Source organism: Streptomyces sp. NPDC029152 (genome assembly GCF_055564355.1).
The window spans coordinates 24657-49878 of sequence record NZ_JBVHWR010000010.1 but is presented as its reverse complement, the minus strand read 5'-3'; the positions used below and the strand labels follow the sequence as shown (position 1 = coordinate 49878).

At 74.5% G+C, this 25222-nt stretch carries 19 protein-coding genes and 1 pseudogene; 4 read left to right on the top strand and 16 right to left on the bottom strand.

The genetic code is table 11. The features are described 5' to 3' along the window. The first annotated feature begins 10 nt into the window (after positions 1-10). A complete protein-coding gene (locus ACZ4V6_RS21600; RefSeq protein WP_467829755.1) occupies positions 11-514 on the top strand; it encodes an NUDIX domain-containing protein in 504 nt (167 codons plus the stop codon). Between the two features lie 235 nt (positions 515-749). On the opposite strand, the gene ACZ4V6_RS21595 is transcribed toward ACZ4V6_RS21600, so the two are convergent. The 3 genes from ACZ4V6_RS21595 to ACZ4V6_RS21585 form a co-directional block, all read right to left on the bottom strand. Then, positions 750-1241 carry a methylated-DNA--[protein]-cysteine S-methyltransferase gene (locus ACZ4V6_RS21595; protein WP_467829752.1) on the bottom strand — a complete coding sequence of 164 codons (492 nt, stop codon included), beginning with the start codon at positions 1239-1241 and terminating at the stop codon, positions 750-752. A 19-nt stretch (positions 1242-1260) separates the two neighbouring features. Then, on the bottom strand, positions 1261-2736 hold the full coding sequence (locus ACZ4V6_RS21590; RefSeq protein WP_467830298.1) for an AlkA N-terminal domain-containing protein: 1476 nt from the start codon (positions 2734-2736) through the stop codon (positions 1261-1263). A 67-nt stretch (positions 2737-2803) separates the two neighbouring features. Continuing rightward, on the bottom strand, positions 2804-4717 hold the full coding sequence (locus ACZ4V6_RS21585) for a heavy metal translocating P-type ATPase (RefSeq protein WP_467829749.1): 1914 nt from the start codon (positions 4715-4717) through the stop codon (positions 2804-2806). Between the two features lie 83 nt (positions 4718-4800). Between ACZ4V6_RS21585 and ACZ4V6_RS21580 the strand changes: the two genes are divergently transcribed. Then, a complete protein-coding gene (locus ACZ4V6_RS21580) occupies positions 4801-5163 on the top strand; it encodes an ArsR/SmtB family transcription factor (RefSeq protein ID WP_385458730.1) in 363 nt (120 codons plus the stop codon). On the opposite strand, the gene ACZ4V6_RS21575 is transcribed toward ACZ4V6_RS21580, so the two are convergent. Then, positions 5144-6034, bottom strand: a complete 891-nt coding sequence (locus ACZ4V6_RS21575; protein WP_467829747.1) for a DUF72 domain-containing protein — start codon at positions 6032-6034, stop codon at positions 5144-5146. The two genes, ACZ4V6_RS21580 and ACZ4V6_RS21575, sit on opposite strands and share 20 nt — an antisense overlap. Positions 6035-6073: 39 nt before the next feature. Further along, the gene (locus ACZ4V6_RS21570; protein WP_467829745.1) at positions 6074-9988 is read right to left on the bottom strand and encodes a glycoside hydrolase family 2 TIM barrel-domain containing protein; all 3915 of its coding nucleotides are present in this window, start codon (positions 9986-9988) and stop codon (positions 6074-6076) included. Positions 9989-10270: 282 nt separating this feature from the next. Between ACZ4V6_RS21570 and ACZ4V6_RS21565 the strand changes: the two are divergent. Further along, positions 10271-10667, top strand: a pseudogene (locus tag ACZ4V6_RS21565) (CGNR zinc finger domain-containing protein); the annotation flags it as partial. A gap of 80 nt (positions 10668-10747) precedes the next feature. Here the strand turns inward: ACZ4V6_RS21565 and ACZ4V6_RS21560 are convergent. The 11 genes from ACZ4V6_RS21560 to ACZ4V6_RS21510 form a co-directional block, all read right to left on the bottom strand. After that, positions 10748-11419, bottom strand: coding sequence for an ABC transporter ATP-binding protein (locus ACZ4V6_RS21560; RefSeq protein ID WP_467829743.1), 672 nt, complete (start codon positions 11417-11419; stop codon positions 10748-10750). Next, positions 11412-12395, bottom strand: a complete 984-nt coding sequence (locus ACZ4V6_RS21555) for an ABC transporter ATP-binding protein (protein ID WP_467829741.1) — start codon at positions 12393-12395, stop codon at positions 11412-11414. The genes ACZ4V6_RS21560 and ACZ4V6_RS21555 overlap by 8 nt, the downstream gene beginning before the upstream one ends. Next, positions 12392-13288 carry an ABC transporter permease gene (locus tag ACZ4V6_RS21550; RefSeq protein ID WP_467829739.1) on the bottom strand — a complete coding sequence of 299 codons (897 nt, stop codon included), beginning with the start codon at positions 13286-13288 and terminating at the stop codon, positions 12392-12394. Before ACZ4V6_RS21550 ends, ACZ4V6_RS21555 begins: the two co-directional genes overlap by 4 nt. Before the next feature lie 5 nt (positions 13289-13293). Continuing rightward, positions 13294-14262, bottom strand: coding sequence for an ABC transporter permease (locus tag ACZ4V6_RS21545; RefSeq protein ID WP_467830296.1), 969 nt, complete (start codon positions 14260-14262; stop codon positions 13294-13296). A 20-nt stretch (positions 14263-14282) separates the two neighbouring features. Then, entirely contained in the window at positions 14283-15872 is a 1590-nt protein-coding gene (locus ACZ4V6_RS21540; protein WP_467829737.1) for an ABC transporter substrate-binding protein, read from the bottom strand. A gap of 111 nt (positions 15873-15983) precedes the next feature. Further along, positions 15984-16493 (bottom strand): O-acetyl-ADP-ribose deacetylase, encoded by a 510-nt coding sequence (locus ACZ4V6_RS21535; protein WP_467829736.1) that lies wholly within the window; start codon positions 16491-16493, stop codon positions 15984-15986. Continuing rightward, a complete protein-coding gene (locus ACZ4V6_RS21530) occupies positions 16490-17899 on the bottom strand; it encodes a phytoene desaturase family protein (RefSeq protein ID WP_467829734.1) in 1410 nt (469 codons plus the stop codon). Before ACZ4V6_RS21530 ends, ACZ4V6_RS21535 begins: the two co-directional genes overlap by 4 nt. A 116-nt stretch (positions 17900-18015) precedes the next feature. After that, positions 18016-18864 carry an inositol monophosphatase family protein gene (locus ACZ4V6_RS21525; protein ID WP_467829732.1) on the bottom strand — a complete coding sequence of 283 codons (849 nt, stop codon included), beginning with the start codon at positions 18862-18864 and terminating at the stop codon, positions 18016-18018. Positions 18865-18947: 83 nt separating this feature from the next. Then, positions 18948-20783, bottom strand: a complete 1836-nt coding sequence (locus ACZ4V6_RS21520; protein ID WP_467829729.1) for a gamma-glutamyltransferase family protein — start codon at positions 20781-20783, stop codon at positions 18948-18950. 126 nt (positions 20784-20909) lie between these two features. Next, complete coding sequence (locus ACZ4V6_RS21515; RefSeq protein ID WP_467829726.1) at positions 20910-23537, bottom strand: SpoIIE family protein phosphatase; 2628 nt, start codon at positions 23535-23537, stop codon at positions 20910-20912. A 224-nt stretch (positions 23538-23761) separates the two neighbouring features. Next, positions 23762-24016 (bottom strand): GTP-binding protein, encoded by a 255-nt coding sequence (locus ACZ4V6_RS21510; RefSeq protein ID WP_467829725.1) that lies wholly within the window; start codon positions 24014-24016, stop codon positions 23762-23764. An 82-nt stretch (positions 24017-24098) separates the two neighbouring features. On the opposite strand from ACZ4V6_RS21510, the gene ACZ4V6_RS21505 reads away from it, so the two are divergent. After that, positions 24099-25163: a lipoate--protein ligase family protein gene (locus ACZ4V6_RS21505; protein ID WP_467829722.1), complete on the top strand. Its 1065-nt coding sequence runs from the start codon at positions 24099-24101 to the stop codon at positions 25161-25163. Positions 25164-25222 lie beyond the last annotated feature (59 nt).

Below are 25222 nucleotides of genomic sequence, written 5' to 3'. Positions count from 1 at the left end.
CCCTGCCAGGATGACGACGCTCGACTACGCCACGTACATCGCCGGGCTCCCCCGCGTGCTCGCCGGGGCCGCCGTGCTGTTCCGGGACGCCGCGGGCAGCGTGCTGCTCGTGGAGCCGAACTACCGGGAGGGCTGGATCCTGCCGGGCGGCACCATCGAGTCGGACGACGGCGAGACCCCGCGCCAGGGCGCCCGGCGCGAGACCCTCGAGGAGATCGGGCTGGACGTCCCGCCCGGCCGGCTGCTCGCGGTGGACTGGGTGCCGGGCGTCGGCCGGCCGCCGCTGGTGTCGTACGTCTACGACGGCGGCGTCCTCGGCCGGGAGGACCTCGAGGCGGTCCGCCTCCAGGAGGAGGAGCTGTTGTCCTGGCGCCTGGTGCCGCGCGCGGCCCTGGCCGACCACCTGCTCGGTTCCCTGCACGGACGGGTCCTGGCCGCCCTCGACGTGCTCGAGGACGGCTCGGGTACCGCGGAGCTGGAGAACGGTGTCCGGGTCGGAACAGGGCGTCGGTGAGACGGGCGACCTGGCCGGGGTCCGAGGACCAGCGGTGGAGGACGACCTCGTCGGCGCCGACGCCGCCGAAGGCGTCGACGGCCGCGCGGATCTCCCGGGCGGTGGTGAGCAGGCCCGCTCCCGTTCTGCGGCGTCGTTCGAGAGAGCGTGGTCTTCGGAGTGCCGCGGGGCCGGCCCGTCCCGCCGGGCGTCGGCAGCGCCTTTTCGCCCGCGTCCGCACCGGCCCGGTCCGGCCCTAGAACAGCGCCGCCCCCGTCGTTCCCCGTTCGAAGTCCAGCAGCCGCTGCTTGCGCTCCAGGCCGCCGCCGTAGCCGGTGAGGCCGCCGCTCGCGCCGATGACGCGGTGGCAGGGGACGATGATGCCGATCGGGTTGCGGCCGTTGGCGAGGCCGACGGCGCGGGAGGCGGTGGGGTTGCCGAGGGCGGCGGCGAGTTCGCCGTAGGTGCGGGTCTCGCCGTAGGGGATCTTCCGGAGCTGGTCCCAGACCGTGCGCTGGAAGGCGGTGCCGTCCAGGCGCAGGGGGAGGGTGAAGGCCCGCAGGTCGCCGGCGAAGTAGGCCTCGAGCTGTTCCTCGGCCTCGGCGAAGGGCCGTGCGTCATGGGCGCCGAAGGTCTCCTCCGGCGGACGGTGGCGCTGGTCGGTCATGTAGAGACCGCACAGGACGCCGTCCTCGGCGACCAGGGTGAGGGGGCCGTAGGGGCTGTCGATCACGGTGTGCTGTTTCACGTCGGTACCTCGCGCGGGCTCAGGCGGGCAGGAAGTTGATCGGGTGGCTGTCGGTCGCCCACAGGTACTGGACCGCGTACGCCCGCCAGGGCCGCCAGGCCGCCGCGCGGGCGGTGAGCGCCGCCGGGGTGGAGGGCAGGCCCAGTTCGCGTGCGGCGCGGCGGACGCCGAGGTCGGTGGGGAGGAAGGCGTCGGGGTCGCCGAGGGCGCGCATCGCGATGACGTCGGCGGTCCAGGGTCCGAAGCCGGGGAGGGCGAGGAGGCGGGCGCGGGTGTCCGCCCGGTCGGTCTCGACGCCGAGGTTGAGCGAGCCGTCGGCGAGGTGGCGGACGAGGGTGGTGAAGGTGGTGCGGCGGGTGCGGGGCATCGCCAGCGTCTCCGGGTCCACCTCCGCCAGGGCCCGCGCCGACGGGAAGAGGTGGGTGAGGCCGCCCTCGGGGTCGTCCACCGCTTCGCCGTGTGCCGTGACCAGGCGGGCCGCGTGGGTGCGGGCGGCGGCGGTGGAGACCTGCTGGCCCAGGACGGCCCGCACGGCGAACTCCGCCTCGTCGACCGTGCGCGGGACGCGGCGGCCCGGCGCCTTGTCGACGAGCGGTGCGAGCAGCGGATCGGCGCGCAGCTGGTCGTCGACGGCCGTCGGGTCGGCGTCCAGGTCGAGCAGGCGGCGGCAGCGGCTGATGGCGACGGTCAGGTCGCGCAGGTCGGTGAGGGCGAGGCGGCAGCCGATGTGGTCGGGGGCGGGGGTGAGGGCCACGACGCCGTGGCCGTAGGGGAGGCGCAGGGTGCGGCGGTAGGCCCCGTCCCGCCACTCCTCCACGCCGGGTACGGCGGTGGCGGCGAGGTGGCCGAAGAGGTTGTCGGGGTTGAGGGGGGCGCGGAAGGGGAGGCGCAGGGTCAGCGCGCCGCCGGGGGCCCCGGCCGGCCGGTCCTCGGGTGAGCGGCGGGCGCGCAGTTCGCTCGGGGAGAGGGCGAAGACCTCGCGGACCGTGTCGTTGAAGGTGCGCACGGAGGAGAAGCCGGCCGCGAAGGCGATGTCCGCCATCGCCAGCGGGGTCGTCTCGATGAGCAGCCGGGCGGTCTGGGCGCGTTGCGCGCGGGCGAGGGCGAGGGGGCCCGCGCCCACCTCGGCGAGCAGCTGGCGTTCGATCTGCCGGGTGCTGTAGCCGAGGCGGGCGGCGAGGCCGGGGACGCCCTCGCGGTCCACGACGCCGTCGGCGATCAGGCGCATGGCGCGGGCGGTGAGGTCGGCCCGCTGGTTCCACTCGGGGGAGCCGGGGCTGGTGTCCGGGCGGCAGCGCTTGCACGCCCGGAACCCGGCCTGCTGGCAGGCCGCCGCGCTCGGGTAGAAGGTCATGTTCGCCGGTTTGGGCGGCACCACGGGGCAGCTGGGCCGGCAGTAGATGCGGGTGGTCAGGACGGCCGTGAAGAACCAGCCGTCGAAGCGCGCGTCCTTCGACCGGACGGCGCGCACGCAGCCCTCGGTGTCGGTGTGCATTCCCCTCTGCATGCGTCCATGGTGATCCACCGGGCGGGCCCTGGCTGGCGGGTTTCCGACATGAACCTCACGCTTCCTGCGCCTCGCCGGATCGCCATGCGGACTCGCGCAGCAGCCGCAGTCCGTTGAGGCCCACCAGCACGGTCGAGCCCTCGTGCCCGGCGACGCCGAGCGGCAGCGGGAGGTGGCCGATCAGGTCCCACAGGACGAGCACGGTGATGAAGGCGCCCGCGACGACCAGGTTCTGCAGCACCAGCCGACGGGCGCGCCGGGACAGGCGGACGACCGCGGGCACGGCCGTCAGCTCGTCGCGGACCACGACCGCGTCCGCCGTCTCCAGGGCCAGGTCGGAGCCCGCGCGGCCCATGGCGATCCCGGCGTGGGCGGCGGCGAGGGCGGGGGCGTCGTTGACGCCGTCGCCGACGAAGAGCACCTTGCGGCCGGCCCGCTCCCTCTCCCGTACGGCCTCGACCTTGCCGTCGGGCAGCAGGTCCGCGCGGACGTCGGTGATGCCCGTCGCGTCGGCCACGCGGGCGGCGGCGGGCGCGTTGTCGCCGGTGAGCAGGGCGGGGGCGGTGCCGGTGAGGGCGGTGAGCGCGGCGGTGGCCGCGGCGGCGTCGGCGCGCAGGCGGTCGGTGAGGGCGAGGGTGCCGAGCGAGGTGCCGTCGCGGGTGACCTGGACGGTGGTCTCGGCGCCCTGGGGCGCCTCGGCGCGGCCGACGTGCACCTCGCGGCCTTCGACCACGGCCGTCACACCGCGGCCCGGGGCCGCCTCGAAGTCCTCCGCGGGCGCGATGCGCAGCCCCCGCGCGCGGGCGGCGGCGACGATCGCGCGGGCCAGCGGGTGCTCGCTGGGGTGCTCGGCCGCTGCCGCGAGGGCGAGGAGGGCGTCCTCGCCGAGGCCGGAGCCGGGCAGGGGGCGCACGGCGGTCACCTCGGGGGTGCCCTCGGTGAGGGTGCCGGTCTTGTCGAGGGCGGCGGCGTCGATCTCGCCGAGGCGTTCCATCGCGACCGCCGACTTCACGAGGACGCCGTGCCGGCCGGCGTTGGCGATGGCGGACAGCAGGGGCGGCATCGTGGCGAGGACGACCGCGCAGGGCGAGGCGACGATCATGAAGGTCATGGCGCGCAGCAGGGCGTCGGTGAGGCCGGCGCCGAAGGCGAGGGGGACGCCGAAGACCGCGAGGGTGGCGGCCACCACGCCGACCGCGTAGCGCTGCTCGATCTTCTCGATGAACAGCTGCGTGGGCGCCTTGGTGCGGGACGCCTCCTCGACCAGGGTGACGATGCGGGCGATCACCGAGTCGGCGGGGTCGCGGCCGACGCGGACGCGCAGGGCGCCGGTGCCGTTGAGGGTGCCGGCGAAGACGTCGTCGCCGGGGCGCTTGAGGACCGGGAGGGACTCGCCGGTGATGGTGGCCTGGTCGACCTCGCCGGTGCCGTCGGTCACCGTGCCGTCGGCGCCGATCCGCTCCCCGGGCCGGACCAGGAGCAGGTCGCCGACGGCGAGCCCGGCGGTCGGGACGGTCTCCTCGCGGTCCCCGGTGAGCCGGGTGGCGGTGGTGGGCGCGAGGTCGAGCAGGCCGCGCACGGAGTCGGCGGTGCGGGCGGTGGCCAGGGCCTCCAGGGCGCCGGAGGTGGCGAAGATGACGATCAGCAGGGCGCCGTCGAGGACCTGTCCGATGGCCGCCGCGCCGAGCGCCGCGACGATCATCAGCAGGTCGACGTCCAGGGTCTTCCCGCGCAGCGCCCGCAGCCCCTCCAGCGCGGGCTCCCAGCCGCCGGCGGCGTAGGCGACCGCGTACAGCGGACCGTACGTCCAGGCGGGGGCGCCGCCGAGGTCCAGGGTGAGCGCCGCGAGGAAGGCGAGCAGCGACGCGAGGGCCCAGCGCGCCTCGGGCAGGGCGAGGACGCGGGTGCGGCGTGCGGGCGCCGGCCGGGCGGGCGAGGGGAGGGGGGCGGGAGCGAGGGTGGTGGACACGCGGCCACCATACAGGAACACATGAAGACTCGTTCATTCTTTCATCCGTTCATGCGTGCGGGCGGGTGCGTAAGATGACCGGCATGGGTCACGGAGCCGCCACCACCGCGCAGGACGCAGCCGAGCGCGTGCGCCTGGACGCGGACAACGTCGCCAAGGTCGCCACCACGCTCCAGGCCCTGTCCACGCCCTCCCGGCTGCTGATCCTCGCGCGGCTGCGCGAAGGTCCCCTGCCCGCCACCGAGTTGGCGGCGGAGGTCGGCATGGAGCAGTCGGCCTGCTCCCACCAGCTGCGCCTGCTGCGGAACCTGGGGCTCGTCGTCGGCGAACGGCGCGGCCGGTCGGTGGTGTACGCGCTGCACGACCACCATGTCGCCGAGCTGCTCGACCAGGCCGTCTACCACGTGGAGCACCTGCGGCTGGGGATCAGCGACGCGGCGGAGTGAGCAGCTCCCGCATGGTCTCGGCGGCGCGTACGGCGGCGTCCGCGCAGCAGTTGTTGAACAGCACGTGCAGTTCGTCCGTCTGCCGGGCCGCGCGCAGCAACCGGGGCACCCAGGCGGCGAGTTCGGTCACGTCGTAGTCGTGCCGGAAGCGGTCCTCCTTGCTGCCCCTCCCCCAGACCGGGCTGCGGCCGTGGAACCGCACGACGGCGAGCTCGGGGCGGGTGACCGGCACGACGGGCGGCAGGGAGCCCGGCAGGCCCTGGGCCATGTCGACGCCGACGGCGGTGGCGCCGAGGCCGGTGAGCAGCGCGACGGTGGCGTCCGCCTGGTGCGGCGCCCACCAGTCCGGGTGCCGGAACTCCACGGCGAGCGGCCGCCGGCCCGTGCGCCGCGCGCAGTCCCGGAGCGTGTCCTCCGCCTCCGGGCCCGGCGCGAACCAGGGCGGGAACTGGAACAGCAGGGCGCCGAGCCGCCCGGCCGCCCGCAGCGGTTCGACGGCGTCGGTGAAGCGACCCCACACCTCGTCCAGGAGCGCGGAGCCCGCCCGTCCGCGCCGCAGCAGGCCGCGCTCCTCGCCGCCGAGGCCGTCCCGCAGGTCGGCCGGGAGCGCCTCGGCACGGGTGGGGTGCCCGGTCAGCAGCGAGAAGGCCTTCACGTCGAAACGGAAGCCGTCCGGCGTGCGCTCCACCCACAGCTCGCTGTTGCGGCGGCTCGGCAACGCGTAGTACCCGGCGTCCACTTCGACGACGGGCAGCCGTGAGGCGTAGTACCGCAGCCGTCCCTCGGCGTCCCGCCGTCCGCGCGGGTACCAGCCGCTCGAGACGAGTTGCCGGTCCGTCCACGAGCAGGCCCCGACCAGTACGTCACCCATGGGAGCCCGGGTACCCCGGGCTCCCCGTCCGTCCCACCTCTACTCGGTCGCCGTGGGCCGCCGCGAGAGGGCCGTCGCGTCCCGCACGTCGGTGAGCGGGCGCAGCCGGTAGGTGTACGCGTAGTCCCGGTCGGCGAAGAGCTTGAACTCGTCGTGGGTGTGCGCGCCCCAGCTGTTGTCGCCGCCGACGCCCATCTGCCGGTGGTTCAGGCGCAGCACGACCTCGTCGCGCGGAGTGAGCTGGTAGTCGTGGCGCACGCCGGCCGACAGGTCCTCCGGCGTGAAGTGGGAGGCGTTGACCTCCAGCAGGGGTTCGCCGGTGACGAGCAGGCCGGTCCCGCGGGGGTCGGTGAGCGCGACCCAGCGGACGTCGGTCCTGTTGCCGTTCTCCTGCGGGCGGATGTAGGGGGTCCACTGCTCGGCGACGGTCGAGGAGTACAGGCCGACGTCGGAGCCGGTGTTGCGGTCCCAGTAGTTCTCGTCGGGGCCGCGTCCGTAGTAGTGCAGCCGGTCCAGGCGGCCGGGCAGGAACAGCATCGTCCCGACCTCGGGGATGTACGGCAGGTTCGCGGCACCCGGGTGCAGGGTGTTGTCGACCCTGATCTCGCCGTTGCCGAACACCGTGTAGGTGGTGGAGTACGCCGACTCGGTGGTGGTCGGCAGGGTGCCGCTGACCTCGATCTCGACGGCGCGGTCGCCCAGGGCCCGCACCGCGACGCCCGTCACCCTGCGGCGGGCGCCGGCATCGCGCCAGGTCTGGTTGCGGGTGTGCTGGCCGTTGCCCTTGTCGTTGTCGGTGGGCGCCCGCCAGAAATTGGGCACGGGCCCGGAGGTGATCAGGCGGGTGCCGTTCGCCTCGTACGAGGTGATGGTGCCGCTGCGCTTGTCGACGGTGACGGAGAAGCCCTTGCCGCGCACGGTGACGTCCCGGTCGCGGTCCTCGTGGCGCAGGGCGGGGACGCTCTCCAGGCGGGCGGGGGTGACGGCCGGGCCGCCGGCGTCCAGCGGGAGCTGCTGCCGGGCCACCTCGAAGCCCGCCTTCGCCCACGGCGTCGTCTCCTTGGTGGTGAAGGAGAGCCGGAGGAAGTACTCGGTGCCCGGTTCCGGGTCGTCCGGCAGGCGTACGGGGACGGTGATGTCCTTGCCGGACAGGGGCGGGACGTCCGTCTGGTCGCGGGTCAGCCTGCCGTGCCGGACGACCCTGCCGTCGGCGACCAGTTCCCACCGGCCGTCGAACTCGCGGACGTTCGTGAACAGGAACTCGTTGGTGAGGGTGACGGCCCCCGGTGCTCCGCCGGGAGCGGGGGCGGCGTTGATCGCCTGGTAGACGTGCTTGACCTCGGTGGCCTTGCCGGTGTGGCCGCGGTCGGCGGTGACGATGCCGTCGGCGACGAAGGCCCCGTCGTTGGGGTTGTCGCCCCAGTCGCCGCCGTAGGCGAGGAAGGTCTTCTCCTTCGGCCGCTTCGTCTCGGCCCTCACCGTGGCCGCGTCGAACCAGAACCGCACCCCGTCGTCGCCGGGCCCGCGCCCGTCGTCGGCCAGTTCCGCGCCGGCGAGGGCGCGGGCGTAGACGCGGGCACGGCGGACGGTGCCGCTGAACTCACGGGTCTGGTTGTCGGCGTCGGCGGCCAGGGAGAGCGGCGCGGTGTTGCTGCCGGGACGCCGGTCGGTGGTGCGGGTGGCCTTCGCCTCGCCGTCGACGTACAGGGTCAGGGTGCCGGCGTCCGCGTCGAAGACGCCCGCGACGTGGTGCTCGCGGCCGGTCCAGTCGTCCGGCACGGTCCAGCTCGCGGTGATCCACTGGCCGGCCGAGTGGATGAAGAACTCCAGCCTGCGGTCGGTCTGCTTCAGCGCGTACTGGGTGTCGCCCTTGGCCAGGATGGGCTGGTGGTAGCCGGTGACGTGCGGGGTGACCCAGGCCTCCAGGGTCAGGGAGCCGGTGAGGTCGAGGCTGTCGTGGCGTTCGAAGACCGTGATGCCGGACAGGCCCTTGTCCCGGTCGAGGGTGCCGCGGGTGGCGAGGATCTCGCCGCGCAGCCCGGCCGGGCCCGACTCGGTCAGCAGGGTGCGGGCCGGGACGGGCGTGTACAGGGACTGGTCGACGAAGTCCCAGATCCAGCCGCCCTGGAGGACGTCGTACCGGCGGACGAGGTCCCAGTACTTCTTGAGGTTGCCGGTCGAGTTCCCCATCGAGTGGGCGTACTCGATCATGACGTAGGGCCGGGTGTCGGAGGTGTCCTTCGCGCGCTGCTCGACGCGCTGCGGGCTGTCGTACATCTCCGAGCGGATGTCGCTGACGCCGGGGCGGTCGTCGCCCTCGTACTGGATGACGCGGGTGTCGTCGTAGGAGCGGATCCAGTCGTGCATGGCGGTGAAGGTGCTGCCGCCGCCGGCCTCGTTGCCGAGGGACCAGATGACGACCGAGGCGTGGTTCTTGTCGCGGTGGACCATGTTCTGGGCGCGGGCCACGCAGGCCGCGGTCCAGTCGGGGTGGCCGCCCGGGTACTCGCCGCGGATGCCGTGGGTCTCCAGGTTGGTCTCGTCGACGAGGTAGAGGCCGTACTCGTCGGCCAGTTCCAGCCAGTACGGGTTGTTCGGGTAGTGCGAGGTGCGGACGCTGTTGATGTTCATCCGCTTGATGATCGTGATGTCCTCGACCATGTCCTCGCGGGTCAGCGCCGTGCCGCGGGCCGGGTGCATCTCGTGCCGGTTGGTGCCGCGGAGGGAGACGGGCCTGCCGTTGATCCGCATCAGCCCGTCCTTGAGGGCGAACTCGCGGAAGCCCACCCGGTGGGAGAGGGTCTCCACGGCCTTGCCGGACGGGTCGCGCAGGCGCAGGACGGCGGTGTAGAGGTCCGGGTGCTCGGCCGACCACAGCTTCGGCGCCGGTACGGCCTTCGCCGCGCTCACGGTGACGTCCTCGCCGGTCCGGACCGTGCCGAGGTCGGCGGCCTGCACCAGCGGCCGGGACCAGACGGCGTGGCCGCGGGCGTCGTACAGCTGGGTCTCCACCGTGTACCGCCCGGCGTCACCGCCGCCGTACGCGCGCACGTGCGCGGTGACCTTGAGCTCGGCGTCCGTGTAGGTGTCGTTCAGCGGGGTGTCCAGCTTGAAGTCGCGCAGGTGCACGGCCGGGGTGGAGTAGAGGTAGACCGAGCGGAAGATGCCGCTCAGCCGGATCATGTCCTGGTCCTCCATCCAGTCGCCGTCGGAGTAGCGGTACACCTCCACGGCGATCTGGTTGGTGCCCGGCTTCAGGTGGTCGGTGATGTCGTACTCGGACGGGGTGTAGGAGTCCTCGTCGTAGCCGGCCAGTTCGCCGTTGATCCACACGTAGTGCGCGGACTTGACGCCCTCGAAGTGGAGGAAGGTGCGGCGGCCCTTCCAGTCGCGGGGCACGGTGAAGGTGCGCCGGTACTGGCCGACCGGGTTGTAGCGGGTCGGCGCGGCGGGCGGCTGCGGGTCCTCGCCGAGGCCGTTGGGTCCCCAGTACGGGTAGGTGATGTTCAGGTAGATCGGGAAGTCGTGGCCGTGCAGCTGCCAGACGGACGGGACCGGGATGGTGCCCCAGTCGCCGTCGTCGGTGTCGGTGCGGTGGAAGTCGGCGTCCCGGTCGTCGGGGCGGTCGGCGTAGGCGAACTTCCAGGTGCCGTCGAGGCTGAGGCGGTAGGGCGAGCGGGTGCGGTCGCCGGCCAGGGCCTGCCCCACGTCCGCGTACGGCATGAGCGTGGTGTGCGGCGGCTCGGTGCCGAGCCGGAAGACGCCGAAGTCGTTCCACTCGGGGGGTTCGCCGGCCGCGGCGCGCCGTCCGGCCGCGAGCGCGGTGCCGGGCGGCGCGGACAGGGCGAGCGCCCCGAGGACGGCGGCGCCGCCCTCCAGGAGACGTCGGCGGCTGACGACCGGGCGGGGGCGGGGGGCCGGGATACCGGCGGGTGTCACGGGCGAGTGCGGCATGACCGTGGCCTTCCGTGTGGCTTCGGGGGCGGCTCAACGCACGGTGCTGCACCGGTTGTCGACGGTGGTGCGAACGTCAACTGCCGGTGATGGAGCGGCTACCGGATCAGGATCACCCTAGGACTCGCACACAACCGAAGCAATTACCCCGTCGGACTTTGTTGGTTCCTGATGAACGGCCACCGGTCCCGCCCGGCGCGCGGCCGAGGTCAGGGCACGACGGGGTAGTGGGTGGTCAGGCGCCGGTCGTCGCCCAGGACGTGGAAGGCGGGGCCGGGCGGCCGGCAGGCCGGTCCGGAGCCCCCGAGTCCGGCGGACGCCGGACGCCTGATGCCGGCCGGCCGGGCGGTGGCCCGCATCAACGCCGTCGCCGCCCGTGAACCGGTCGTTCCGCGGCTGGACCGGTCCCCGGAGGGGCCTCTCCGCCCGTCCGCGGCCGGTGGAGGACGACCCGGGGACCCGGCTGACGGCGGCCCCGGCCCGCGCCGCCGTCGGCTTCCTGAGCGGCCCGCAGCGCGAACGGCTGCGGGCCTGCACCGCTCCCCGCTGCGTGCGCTGCTCCGTCAAGTCCCGCGGGCGGCAGGAGTGGTGCGAGCCGTCCTGCGGCAACCGCGCCCAGGCGGCCCGCCACTGCCGTCGCCGGCGCCCGGGTCCCGACGACGGCGGCACCGCCTCGTGAGGGCGCTCGGGCGGCCTGGGTCCCGGCGGCGCCCGCGAGTCCGGGGTGTCCCCTCTCCCCGAGGGGGCCGCCCTCGGCCGTCACCCGCCGGGCGGGGCCGGTCGCAGGGCGGACCAGTGGACCGTCCGGTCGCACCAGCGGTCGAGGAGGGTGCGGTCGTGCCCGACGGCCAGCAGCCCGGCGCCGGTGGCGGCGCGGTACTCCTCGACGACGGCGACGAGGGCGGCGGCGGTGGACGCGTCGAGCATCGCGGTCATCTCGTCGCAGACCAGCCAGCGCGGCCGCAGGACGAGGGCGCGGGCGAGGCAGGCACGCTGCAGCTGGCCGTCGCTGACCTCGTGGGGGCGCCGGCCCAGCAGGTCCCCGGTCAGCCCGACGGTGGCGGCCAGTTCGGCGACCCGTCCGGCGAGGCCCTCGCGCCGACCGGTGGCGCGCAGCGGCTCGGCGATCAGGTCGGTCAGCGGCAGCCGGGGGTCCGCGGAGAGGCGTGCCTGCTGGAAGACGACGCCGAAGGCGGTGCGCTGCGCGCGGGGTGCCCGGTGGCGCCAGTGGCGCACGGGTTCGCCGTCGAGCAGCAGGGTGCCGGAGTCGGGGCGGTGCAGCAGGGCCGCGACGCGGGCGAGGGTGGACTTGCCGCAGCCGCTGGGGCCGAGCAGCCCGACGGACTCCCCCGGCCGGATCGTCAGGGAGACGTCGCGCAGGACCGGGGCGTTCCTGACGTGTCCGGCGGTGATGTCGCGCAGTTCAAGCACGGTCGGCCGCCTGGCCGAACGCGGCGTGCGGATGGTGGCAGGCGACCGTGCCGGTCAGCCGCGGAAGGCTCGCGCAGGCGTCGGTCGCGCGGTCGCAGCGGGCGGCGAAGGCGCAGCCGCCGGGAAGGTCGCCGAGTTCGGGCGGCAGGCCGGGGACGGGGGTGAAGGACCGGTCGGGCAGGGCTTCGAGCAGGCCGCGACTGTAGGGGTGGCGGGGCCCCGGCGTGCCGAAGAAGGCGTCGGCGTCGGCCAGTTCGACGATGCGTCCGGCGTACATCACGGCGATCCGGTCGGCGATGCGTTCGGCCGCGGTCAGGTCGTGGGTGATCATCAGCAGGGCCCGATGCCCCTCCCCGCCCTGGTCGACGTGCCGGCGCAGTTCGTCGACGGTGCGCTCCACCAGGTCGCGGTCGAGACCGGTGGTCGGCTCGTCGGCGAGCAGCAGCGGGGCGTCGCCGACGAGGGCGAGGGCGGTGGCGGCGCGCTGGGCGAGGCCCCCGGAGAGTTCGTGCGGGTGGTGGTCGAGGTGGCCGGTGGGGAAGGCGGCGCGTTCGGCGGCCTTCTCCGCGGCGGCGCGCAGTGCCGCGCGGCCCCGCACGCCGGTGAGTTCGGCGACCGTCTCCTCCAGCTGGCTGCGGATGGTGCGCACGGGCGTGAGGTGGGCCGCCGGGCTCTGCGGGACCAGGCCGACGCGGCGGCCCCGTACGGCCCGGGAGAAGGTCCGTTCGTCGGTGGCGAGCAGGTCGAGGTCGCCGAGCAGTGCGCTGCCGGCGGTCTGCGCGTTGCCGGGGAGCAGTCCGAGGAGCGCGGAGACCAGGACGGACTTGCCGCAGCCGCTCTCGCCGATCAGGGCGAGGCACTCGCCGGCCGCGACGTCGAAGTGGGCGTCCGTGACGGCTGCGACGCGCCGCCCGCCCGGCATGAGGAAGCGCACCGACAGCCCGCGCACCGACAGTACGGGGGTTCGCCCGGTCACAGCATCAGCTCCGATCGACGGCGGGGGTTGATCCGCTCCCGCCAGGCCCCGGCGAGGCCGGCGACGGCGAGGGTGGGGACGATGAGGAACAGCCCCGGGAAGAGCGTCGGCCACCACTGCCCGGCGAGCAGGGAGCCCCGCGCGCCCTGGATGAGGTTGCCGAGGCTCGCGGTGTGGGCGGGCAGCCCGAGCCCGAGGAAGGACAGTGCCGACTCGTGCCACATGGCGTGCGGCACCATCAGTACGGCGGCCAGCGCGGCCTGCGGCAGCACGCCGGGCAGCAGGTGGCGTACGGTCACCCGCCACCGGGAGGCGCCGCCGGCGACCGCCGCGTCGATGTAGGGGCGCGAGCGCAGGGACAGCACTTCGGCGCGGACGATGCGGGCGGTCGACAGCCAGTGGGTGAGCGCGACCGAGACGACCACCGGCCACATGCCCGGCCGGAACATGGCGACGACGAAGACGCCGAGCAGCAGGTGCGGCACGGAGGAGAACGCGTCGACCACGCGCATGACGGCCCGGTCGGCCCAGCCGCCCAGCGCCCCGGCCACCGCTCCCACGGCGGTGCCGACCACGGTGGCCGTCAGCGCCGCGGCCACTCCGACGAGGAGGGAGACGCGCAGTCCGTACACGCAGCGCAGCAGCAGGTCGCGGCCCACGTCGTCGGTGCCGAAGGGGTGCTCCCGGCTCGGCGGTCGCAGCTTGGCGGCCAGGTCGACGGCCTGCTGGTCAAGCTGGACCAGCGGCGGTACGAGCAGCACGGCGAGGACGGTCACGGCCAGCACCGCGGCCGAGGTGCGCAGGCGCAGGGCGCGGGTGGAGCGGCGCGTCGCGCCGTACGACCGCCAGGCGGTGCCGGTCCGCGCGGCCTTCCCGGCCGTGGGGTCAGCCATGGGGATCACATGTCACTGAGCTTCACCCTCGGGTCGAACAGTCCGTAGAGCAGGTCCGCGAGCAGGTTTCCGGCGAGGACGGCGGCGGTGGCGAGGGTGGTCAGGGCGGCCAGCAGCGGGAAGTCGACGGCGGTGGCCGCCTCGACGGTGGCCGCCGCGATGCCCGGCCAGCTGAAGACGCTCTCCACCAGCAGGGCGCCGGTGATGAGTTCGGGCACGCGGGACCCGATCAGGGTGAGCACCGGCAGCAGTCCGGAGCGCAGGGCGTGGCCGAGCAGGACGGTCCGCTCACCGATGCCGCGGGCGCGGGCGCCGCGCACCGGGTCCTCGGCCAGGGCGTCGCCGACGCCCTGGCGCACGTACAGCGTGAACCAGGGCAGCTGGGAGAGGGCGAGCACACCGGCGGGCAGGACGAGGTGGCTCGCGACCTGCCCCGGGGTGACCTGTTCGCTGGCGGTGTCGGTCAGGCCGCCCGCCGGGAGGACGCCCCACCGGAGGGCGAACAGCCAGACCGCGAGCAGTGCGATCCAGAAGACCGGCGCCGCCTCCAGGCAGTAGGCGAGCGAGGTGACGGCGCGGTCGGTCGTCGAGCCGGGGCGGCGGGCGGCCAGCACGCCGAGCACCGTGCCGGCCAGCACGGCCGCGGCGAAGGCGACGGCGCACAGCAGGGCCGACCACACGAGGCGTTCGCCGATGACCTGCGTCACCGGCTGCCGCATCACCGCGGAGTGACCGAGGTCGCCGGTGAGCGCGGAGGTCAGCCAGTGCCACCAGCGTGCGGCGAAGGGCCGGTCGACGCCGAGGTTGTCCCGCAGCCGGTCCAGGGTCTCCTGGTCGGCGCCGAGGGCGGCGGTGCCGGCGTACGCCTTGACGGGGTCGAAGGGGGAGGCGGCGGCGACCGCGAAGACGCCGAAGGTGACGACGAGGACGACGGGGAGGGCGAACAGGGCCCGCCGTCCCGCCAGGCGCGCCATGCCTCCCCAGGGGAGGGGGCTCATGTCCTGGGCCGCCAGTCCTCGATGTTCCACCAGGGGCCGCTGGCGAACCCGTGCTCGTGCGGCTCGAGTTGGGTGGTCGGTCCGTCCCAGCGGTCCGCGAGCACGTAGAGGTGGTCGATGTGGGTGAGGAAGGTGTACCCGGGGTCCGCGACGAGCGCCTTCTGCACGTCGGCGTAGGCGGCGGAGCGCGTCTTCGGGTCCTGGGTGCGGCGGCCGGCGTCGAGGGCCTCGTCCACCGCCGGGTTGTCGTACCCGGCCATGTTGTTGAAGCCGTCGTTGGCGAGCGAGGAGTGCAGCAGGGTGTAGAGGCCGAAGTCGGGGTCGCCGACGCTGCCGAGGCCGGCCAGCACCGCGTCGGTCTTCATGCGGGGTTCGATGACCTCCCAGGTGGCGCTCTCCACCTTCACCTCGATGCCGGCCTTCTTGGCGTCGGAGGCGTAGGCGAGCGCGTGGTCCTGGCGGACCTTGTCGCCGGAGGGGTAGTACAGGGTGAACGCGGCGCGCTGTCCGTCCCTGGCGCGGACGCCGTCGGAACGGGGCTTCCAGCCGGCCTCGTCCAGGATGCGCCGGGCCCCGGCGAGGTCGTGGGGACGCTCGATGCCCCGCGTGTACCAGGGGTCGTCCATGGGCAGCGGCCCGTACGCGGGCGTGCCGGCCCCGTCGAGGATCCTGTCGACCATGGCCCGGCGGTCCACGGCGGCGTCGAGGGCCCGCCGGATCGCGCGGTCGCCGGTGACCTCGTGGGCGGTGGGCAGGGTGACGGCGCGGAAGTCGTAGGACTTCGCCTCGTAGGTGCGCCTGCCGTCGTCGTTCCTGAAGGTGGCGGCGAGGTCGGGCGGCAGGACGGCGCCGTCGAGGTCGCCGGAGCGCAGCCGGGTGGCGCGTACGTCGTCGTCGGCGACGATCGCCATGGTGAAGGACTTCACCGCGGGCTCGCCGCCCCAGTGGTGGGGGTTGGCCTTGAAGGTGAGCTTCTCGCCCTTGCTCCAGTTCGCGAGGACGTACGGGCCGGTGCCGACGGGCTCGGTGTTGAAGTCGCCGGTGTTGGGGTCCTGTCCGCCCGCGACGTGCTCGGGGACGATGGGCAGCACCGTGCGCGCGGCGAAGGGCGCGTACGGGTACTTGAGGGTGAAGACGACGGTGTCGTCGCCGCTCGCGCGGACGTCCTCGACGGCGTCCAGTTCGCTGCGGGCGGTGTTGTTGGTCCTCGGGTCGAGGACGGTGCGGTACGTGTAGACCACGTCGGCGGCCGTGAGCGGTTCGCCGTCGCTGAACTTCACGCCGTCGCGCAGGGTGTAGGTGTACGTCCGGCCGCCGTCGGTGACCTCGGGGAGCGCGGCGGCCAGGGCGGGCTTCAGCCTCAGGTCGGCGTCGCGGGCGAGCAGCCCGTCGAAGATCTTGGAGTTTCCGTCCTTGCCGTAGCCGAGCAGGGGGCTGAGGGTGTCCGGTTCGGAGGCCACCCCGATCACGACGGACTCCGTCCCGCCGGCCTCACCGCCTGTTCCGCCCCCCGGCGCGGAACAGGCGGTGAGGCCGGCGGCGAACGCCGCCGCGGCGGCGGCACTTCGTGTCCGACGGGTCGCCATCTCTCCCCCACGCTTGTTGTCGATGCGCCGCTATTGCACATCAGTCGCAACAGTGGCGTCAAGCCAGGTGGGGAGGTGTCTCGGAAGGTGGGGCGAGGGGGCTCGGGCCCGTCAGCCGGCCTGCGCGGCGAACGCCTCGTACGTCCGGTCGTCGAACAGGACGAACCGGACCTCCGTCACCGACGTCGCGGTGCCGCGCACCGTCTCGACGGCGATGCGGGCCGCGTCGTCCACGGGCCAGCGGTAGACGCCGGTGGAGATCGCCGGGAAGGCGACCGTGCGGGCGCCCAGTTCGTCGGCGGTCCGGAGGGACTCGCGGTAGCAGGAGGCGAGGAGGCCGGAGCGGTCCTCGGTGGCCGACCAGACCGGACCGACCGTGTGGATCACCCAGCGGGCGTCCAGGTCGCCCGCGGTGGTGGCGACCGCCCGGCCGGTGGGCAGGCCCCCGCCCAGGTGACCGGCGCGGAGCTTGCGGCACTCCGCGAGGATCCCGGGGCCGCCGCGCCGGTGGATGGCGCCGTCGACGCCGCCTCCGCCGAGCAGGGAGGAGTTGGCCGCGTTGACGATCGCGTCGGCGCTCTGGCGGGTGATGTCGCCCCGGACCAGCGTGATGGCGGTCATGCCTGCCTCAGTCTTCGCCAGACGGCCTTCGCCGCGTTGTGTCCGGACATGCCGTGCACCCCGGGGCCCGGCGGGGTGGCCGACGAGCAGATGAAGACGGCCGGGTGCGGGGTGGCGTACGGGAACAGGGAGAGTTTGGGGCGCAGCAGGAGCTGGAGTCCGGAGACCGCGCCGGAGGCGATGTCCCCGCCGACGTAGTTGGCGTTGCGGGCGGCGATCTCGGGCGGGCCGGCGGTGGCGCGGGCGAGGACGCGGTCGCGGAACCCGGGGGCGAAGCGCTCCAGTTGGCGTTCGACGGCGTCGGTGAGGTCTCCGGTCCAGCCGTGGGGGACGTGCCCGTACGCCCAGAAGACCTGCTTGCCGGCCGGGGCCCGGGTGGGGTCGACGACGCCGGGCTGCACGGTGATGAGGAACGGCCGGTCGGGCGCGCGGTCCGTGCGCGAGGCGGCGTGCAGGGCGGCCCCGATCTCCGCGCTGTCGGCGCCGATCTGCACGGTGCCGGCGGTGCGGGGCTCCTCGGCCGTCCACGGGACCGGGCCGTCCAGCGCATAGTCGATCTTGAAGACGCCGGGCCCGTACCGGTAGTGCTCGTAGTAGTTGCCCAGGCCGGCGATGCGGGCCAGCGCCGTGGGCGAGGTGTCGAAGACGTACGCGCGCGCCGGCGGCAGGTCGTCGAGGCGCTTGACCTCGTAGTCGGTGTGGACCGTGCCGCCGAGGTCGGTGAGGTACGCGGCGAGCGCGTCGGAGAGGGCCTGGGAGCCGCCGCGGGCCACGGGCCAGCCGCGGGCGTGGGCGGCGAGGGCGAAGACCAGGCCGATGGCGCCGGTGGCGAAGCCGCCGAGCGGGGCCATGACGTGCGCGACGAGACCGGCGAAGAGGGTCCTCGCCCTCTCGTCGCGGAAGCGGCGCATCAGCCACGTCGACGGCGGCAGTCCGACCAGGCCGAAGCGGGCGAGGGTGACCGGGTCGCGGGGCAGCGCGGTGAGCGGCAGGGACATGAAGTCGCGGGCCAGGGTGTCCCACCGTGGCAGGAAGCGCTCGACCAGCCTGCGGTACGTGCCCGCGTCACGCGGGCCGAAGGAGGCGGCGGTCTCGCCCACCGACCGGGACAGCACGGCGGCCGAGCCGTCGGGGAACGGGTGCGCCATGGGCAGCTCGGGGTGCAGCCACTCGAGGCCGTACCGCTCCAGCGGCAGGGCGCGGAACGCGGGTGAGTTGACGCCGAGCGGGTGCGCGGCCGAGCACGGGTCGTGGCGGAAGCCGGGGAGGGTCAGCTCCTCGGTGCGAGCGCCGCCGCCCACGGTGTCCCGCGCCTCGAAGACGGCGACGGAGAAGCCTCGGCGGGCCAGCTCCACGGCAGCCGTCAGTCCGTTCGGTCCCGCACCCACCACGACCGCATCGAGCATCGACGGCACCTTCGGACTCCTTCGTCAGCCGAGGCCACTCGGGTCAGGATATGCCGGGCCGCCGGCGGCCCCCGCCCGCGGGTGACGGCCGGCGGCGGACGGCCGCGGGCACGGGATCAGGCGGTCTCCCCCGCGAGCAGCGCCACCACCCGCCGGGCCGTGGCCGCGTCGCGGGCCGCGGTGAACGGAAGGTCGTTGTCACCGGTGATGCGGAAGGGTTCGCCCGTGCGGGTCAGGTGGGTGCCGCCCGCCTCCTCGACCAGGAGGAGCCCCGCCGCGTGGTCCCAGGCCGCCTCCCAGGAGAACGCCGTGGCGTCCGACTCGCCGCGCGCGACGGCCAGGTACTCGAGGCCCGCCGAGCCGCAGGCGCGGGGTGCCACGCCCGGGGTGCGCAGGCCGAGCAGGGCGCGCTTCTGCTCGTCCGTGGTGTAGTCCGGGTGGGAGGTGGCGACCCGCAGGTCGTGCCCGGGCTCCGGCGGCCCGGCGTACAGCCGCTCGCCGTCCAGGAAGGCGCCCCGGCCCCGTACGGCCGTGGCGAGCTGGTCGCGGGCGGGCGCGTAGGTCCAGGAGGCGTGCACCACGCCGTGCCGGGCCAGGGCGACCAGCGTGCAGAATCCCTCGTCGCCGTGCACGAACTGCCGCGTCCCGTCGACGGGATCGATGATCCACACCGGCGCCTCGCCCCGGATCGCCCCGTACGAGCCGGGGTTGGCGTGCACCGCCTCCTCACCGACCACGACCGAGCCGGGCAGCAGGGCGGCCAGCGCCTCGGTCAGATACCGCTCGGCCTCGCGGTCGGCGTCCGTCACCAGGTCGTGCGGGCCGGACTTCTGGTCGACCTCGTGGGCCGCGAGCCGGCGCCAGCGCGGCATGATCTCCTGGGCGGCCGCCTTGCGGACGGCCTCCTCCACGTCGTCGGCGTGCCGGGCGAGAAACTCGTCGATGGTTTCGTTGTCCTCGATCATGACTCCATGAGAGCACGCGCCACTGACGGCCCCCACCCGGGTGGTGTACTCCGGGTGGAACCGGCGTGAACACGTGGCCGGCCTCAGCGGCCCACCGCGTACCCCTGCGCGCCGCGCGGGTTCGCCGCCGCCGACAGCACGCCCGTCTCCGGATCCCTCGCGACGGCGCACAGCCGCCCCTCCGACCACGCCCCGCCGACGGTGACGTCGTGTCCGCGGCGGCGCAGCTCCTCGACGACCTCCCCGGGCGTCCGGGACTCCACGGTGACGCTTCCCGCCCGCATGCCGCGGGGGAAGAAGGAGCCGGGGAAGCTGTCGTTGTGCCAGTTCGGGGCGTCGATGGCGCCCTGGAGGTCGAGACCGCCGCGCACGCGGGCGCGCAGGGCCACCGCCAGGAAGAAGTGCAGCTGCCACTGGTCCTGCTGGTCCCCGCCGGGGGTGCCGAACGCCATGACGGGCACGCCGTCGCGCAGGGCGATGGACGGGGTGAGGGTGGTGCGCGGCCGGCGGCCCGGGGTGAGCGAGTTCGGCAGGCCCTCCTCCAGCCAGGTCATCTGCAGCCGGGTGCCGAGCGGGAAGCCGAGTTCGGGCACGACCGGGTTGGACTGGAGCCAGCCGCCGCTGGGCGTGGCCGAGACCATGTTGCCCCAGCGGTCGACGACGTCGAGGTGACAGGTGTCCCCACGGGTGCCGCCGTCGGGGCCGACGGCCGGCTCGCCGGGCACCGGGGAGGCCGGGCCCTTGGCGACGGTCGGCTCGCCGACTCCCAGGGCGTCGAACCCCTCCGCCTCGACGGCCGCCACGCGCGCGCGGGCACTGAGCCGCGGGGTGCGGCCGCCCGGGCGGCCGGGCCGCAGGTCGAAGGAGGCCTTGTCCCCCACGAGCTCGCGCCGGGCCGCGTTGTACGCCGGCGACAGCAGGTCGGCGAGCGGCACCGCGGCCGCGCCGTCGGCGTCCCCGTACCAGGCCTCCCGGTCGGCCATGGCGAGCTTGCAGCCCTCGATCAGCAGGTGGACGTAGTCGGCGGAGCCGTACCGGGGCAGCTCGGGCGGCAGCAGCGCCAGCTGCTGGAGCAGGACCGGGCCCTGGCTCCAGGGACCGGCCTTGCACACGGTCCAGCCGTTCCAGTCGTAGGTCGCCGGCGTCTCGTAGGAAGCCGACCAGCCGGCGAGGTCGGCGGCGGTCAGGGTGCCGGTGTGGCGCCGGCCGCTGGTGTCCGTGGTGGGCCGGGCGGCCTGCCGTACGAACGCCTCGGCGACGAACCCGGTGCGCCAGACCTCGCGGGCCGCCTCGATCTCCGCCTCCCGGCTCCCCGCCCCGGTGACCTCGGCGAGCAGCCGCTTCCAGGTGGCGGCGAGGGCGGGATTGCGGAACGGCTCGCCCGGGCGGGGCGGCCGGCCGCCGGGCAGGTAGACCTCCGCCGAGGACGTCCACTCCGTCTCGAACAGTTCGCGGACGGTCTCGACGGTCTCCGTGAAGCGCTCCACGGGCGGGTGCCCGTCCTCGGCGTAGCCGATGGCGTACTTCAGCACGTCGGCGAGGTGCCTGGTGCCGTGGTCGCGCAGCAGGAGCATCCACGCGTCGAAGGCGCCGGGCACGGCGGCGGCGAGCGGGCCGGTGCCGGGCACGAGGTCCAGACCGAGCCCTTCGTAGTGGGCGACCGTGGCACCGGCCGGGGCGACGCCCTGCCCGCACAGCACCCGCACCTCGCCGCCCGCCGGCGCGAGGAGGACCGGCACCTCTCCGGCGGGCCCGTTGAGGTGGGGTTCGACGACGTGCAGCACGAACGCGCCGGCCACGGCGGCGTCGTAGGCGTTGCCGCCGTCCTCCAGCACCGCCATCGCCGACTGCGACGCCAGCCAGTGGGTGGACGCCACCATGCCGAAGGTTCCCTGGAGGGTGGGACGGGTGGTGAACATCGGGCCTCTCACCTCGCGCTCGGGCGGCATCGGGCCAGCAGGCTACCGACCGTCACGCGTCCCCGTCCTCCCCGCCCCTCGGCCTTCCCCGCCCCTCGGCGTGACGCTCCGCCCCTGTCCCGCGGCTCACGGTCCCGGGTACGACGAAGGCGTCTGCTCCGACCAGATGACCTTTCCGGTCTCGGTGTAGCGGGTCCCCCAGCGGTCGGCGAGCTGAGCCACCAGGAACAGGCCGCGGCCGCCCTCGTCGGTGGTGGCCGCGTAGCGCAGGTGCGGTGCGGTGCTGCTGCCGTCGGAGACCTCGCAGATCAGGGTGCGGTCGAACAGCAGCCGCACCCGGACGGGGTCGGTGCCGTAGCGGACCGCGTTGGTGAGCAGTTCGCTGAGGATCAGTTCCGTGACGAAGGCTTCCTCGTCCAGGTTCCACTCGGAGAGCCGGTCGGTGACCTCGCGGCGGACGCGGGAGACGACGGCCGGATCCCGGTCCACGTCCCAGACGGCCACCCTGGCCGGGTCGAGAAGGCGGGTGCCGGCCACGAGGAGCGCCACGTCGTCCTCCGGCGGGCGGGCCGGCACGTCCGCCAGGACCCGGGCGCAGGTCTCCTCGGGCGTGCGCCCGGCCCGGGCGAGGCTCCGCCGCAGCAGTTCCACGCCCTCGTCGATGTCCCGGCCGCGGGCTGCCACCAGGCCGTCGGTGTAGAGCACGAGCCGGCTGCCCTCGGGCACGTCGATCCCGACCGCCTCGAACGGCAGGCCGCTGCCGACGCCGAGCGGCAGTCCCGCGGGACTGTCCGGGAAGCTCACGCTCCCGTCGGGCAGCACCAGCGCGGGGCCGGGATGTCCCGCCCGGCTCAGGGAGAGCCGGCCCGCCACCGGATCGTAGATCGCGTACAGACAGGTGGCCCCGGCGATCTCGGACCTGTCCGGGGCACCCTCCTGGTCGAGCCGGGAGACCAGTTCGTCGAGGCGCGCGAGGAGTTCGTCGGCCGGCAGGTCGAGGGCGGCGAAGTTGTGGACGGCGGTGCGCAGCCGTCCCATGGTGGCGGAGGCGTGCAGCCCGTGCCCCACCACGTCGCCGACCACCAGGGCGACACGGGCCCCCGGCAACGGGATGACGTCGAACCAGTCCCCGCCCACCCCGGCCTCCGCCGCCAGGTACCGGTAGGCGACGTCGAGGGCGTTCTGCCGGGGGACTCCTCTCGGCAGGAGACTGCGCTGCAGGGCCACGGCCGTCTCGTGCTCCCGGGTGTAGCGGCGGGCGTTGTCGATGCACACCGCCGCCCTGGCCGCCAGTTCCCGGGCGAACTCCTCGTCGTCCGCGTCGAACGGGGCCGGGTTCCGCGAGCGCCAGAAGTTGACCGTGCCGAGCACCACGCCCCGTGCGTGCAGGGGGATGCCGAGGACGCTGTGGAAGCCGTGGTCGAGGAGGCGCCGGGCGTGCTCGGGGTCCCTTTCGTACCGGGCGAGTGCGGTCTCCGCGTTCGCCTCGGGAAGGGAGTGGCGCTCGCTGCCGCTGAGGGAAGCGGTGCTGGTGGGAACGACGCCGGTCGCCCGGCCCAGTGGGTGCAGGGGGTGGTCGTCGTACAGGCCGGTGACCGCGGCCCGCCGCATCCGCGCGAGCGTGCCGTCGGACTCGCCCGGTTCGTCCCCGCGGAACACCGCCTCGGCCAGGTCCACCGTGGCGAAGTCCGAGAACCGCGGGATGACCACCCGGGTCAGTTCCCGCGCGGTCGTGGTCACGTCGAGGGTGCTGCCGATCCGTGCGCCCGCCTCGTACAGGAGCAGGAGGCGCTCCCGCACGGCCTCGGCCCGCCCGATCACCGCACGCAGTTCGGTGGTGTCGCGGACGGTGGCGACGACCCCCGGCGGGCCGCCGTGGTCGCCGGTGGTCCGCAGGTTGACCACGAGCAGCCGGTCCTCCACCGGCACCACCTCGTCGGTGACGGGACCGCCGGCCTCCAGGAGCTCGGCGATCCGCGGGTGGAGCGCGGCCTCGGCGACCGGCCGCCCCTCCGCCTCGGGCTCCAGGCCGAGCAGTCTGCGCGCCTCGTCGTTGGCCAGCGACAGCCGCCCGTCGCCGTCGGCGATCAGCACGCCCTCCCGCACGGAGTGCAGCACCGCGTCGTGGTGCTCGTACATGCGCGTCATCTCGGCGGGGCCGAGGCCGCGGGTCTGCCGGGACAGTCGCCGGTTGACCAACGCCGAGCCGCCGAGCGCGAGGCACAGCGCGCCGGCGGCGCTGCCGAGGATGACGGGCATCTGGCGGTCGGTGGACTGGTGGACGTCGCTGAGCGTGATCTCCACGGCGACGATCCCGGCGACCGAACCGTCGTCGCGCAGGACGGGCACGGTCGAGTCGACGGCCGGTCCGACGCTGGCGCTGAGCTCCGTCGTCGTGGGGATGCCCTGCAACGCCTTGTCGATGGAGCCGAGGACGTGCTTCCCGATGAGGTCCGGGTCGGGGTGCGTGTAGCGGATCCCCCGTGTGTTCGAGACGACGACGAACGCCACGTCCGCCTTCTTGCGGACGGCCTCGGCCCGGGGCTGGAGCACAGCCGTCGGATCGGGGCCGTCCAGCGCCTGGGCGGTCCCGGGCGCGTTGGCGAAGGTCTGCGCGACCGACAGGGTCCGCTCCCGGGCCGCCTGGGTGCTGTCCCGCCGGGCCTGGAGCACCAGAGCCACCACCGCGGCGACCGCGAGCAGCACGACGAGGGCCACTTGCAGCAGGAACACCTGGCCGGCGACGGTCCGCACCGCCGGCCCGCGTCCGGGGCGACTTGGCCGCGTCTTCGGCGCGTGGAACCCCCGAAGGAGCCCGGAGGCCCACTCCCGCATGACGCGAATCCCGGACATAAAACCCATTATGGTCGCGGCCCGGCAGAGGTCGTCCCGCGACACCGGTTCGGGGACCGCCGTCGTGGGACGCGCCGGGACGGAAGATCCGCGGCGAGGCGCGGGCGCCGCCGCCGGGTGGTCCCTCAGCCGCGCCCGCCCGGTCGGGCCGATGCGGCCGGCACGGCCTGACGACAGGAGGGGAGGCCCGCGGTGAGCTCGTCGCGGCCGAGGCCGCGGCCGATGAGGACGACCTTGCCGGTGCGCGCGTCCCTGCCCCAGGACGAGGCGGGCCGCAGGTCGAACATCCGGTGGACGCCCTGCAGGACGAAACGGCGGGGACGGCCGTCGAGCGCCACGATGCCCTTGAGGCGGTACAGGCCACCGCCCCGCCGCTCCACCGGCCACTTCTCCGACGCCGACCGGGGAACACCGCCGGCGTTCCCGCTGTTGCCTCCCGTGTGCGGAAACGGAGGCGGAACGGTGCACGGTGAGTACAAGGTCCCCGGCGGCAAGCTGGTCGTCGTGGACGTGGAGGCCGAGGACGGGGTGCTGCGGCACGTGCGCGTGGCGGGCGACTTCTTCCTCGAGCCGGACGAGGCGCTCGACGCCGTGAACCGTGCGCTGGAGGGCGCCCCGGCCGACACCGACGCCGCGGGGCTGGCCGCGCGGATCGACGCGGCCCTGCCCGAGGGCACCGTGATGTACGGGCTGACGTCGGAGGGCGTCGGCATCGCCGTGCGCCGGGCCCTGGCGCACGCCACGGACTGGACGGACTACGACTGGCAGCTGATCCACGAGGCTCCGCAGTCCCCCGCCCTGCACATGGCCCTGGACGAGGTGCTGACCGCCGAGGTCGCGGCGGGCCGGCGTCCGCCGACGCTGCGGGTGTGGGAGTGGGGCTCCCCGGCGGTGATCATCGGCAGCTTCCAGTCGCTGCGCAACGAGGTCGACGCCGAGGCCGCCGAGCGCCACGGCGTCGAGGTGGTGCGCCGGATCTCCGGCGGCGGCGCCATGTTCGTGGAGCCCGGCAACACGATCACCTACTCGCTGTCCGTGCCGGAGGCGCTGGTGCAGGGCCTGTCCTTCCAGGACAGCTACGCCTACCTCGACGACTGGGTGCTCGGCGCCCTCGGCGACATGGGCATCCGCGCCTGGTACCAGCCGCTGAACGACATCGCCACCGACCAGGGCAAGATCGCGGGCGCCGCGCAGAAGCGGATCGTGGGACACGGCGGCGGCCCCGGCGCGGTGCTGCACCACGTGACCATGTCGTACGACATCGACGCCGACAAGATGCTCGAGGTGCTGCGCATCGGGCGGGAGAAGCTCAGCGACAAGGGCATCAAGAGCGCCGGGAAGCGGGTGGATCCGCTGCGCCGGCAGACCGGCCTGCCGCGCGAGGCCGTGATCGAGCGGATGATCGCCTCCTTCGGCGCCCGGTACGGACTCACCCAGGGCAAGGTGACCGACGAGGAACTGGCGCGGGCGCGGGAGCTGGCGAGCACCAAGTTCTCCGTGCCCGAGTGGACGGCCCGCGTGCCCTGACGGGTCCGGCTCCGTCACCGGACGGGCACGCAGCGAGTTCGCCCTTCCGCCCCACAGGT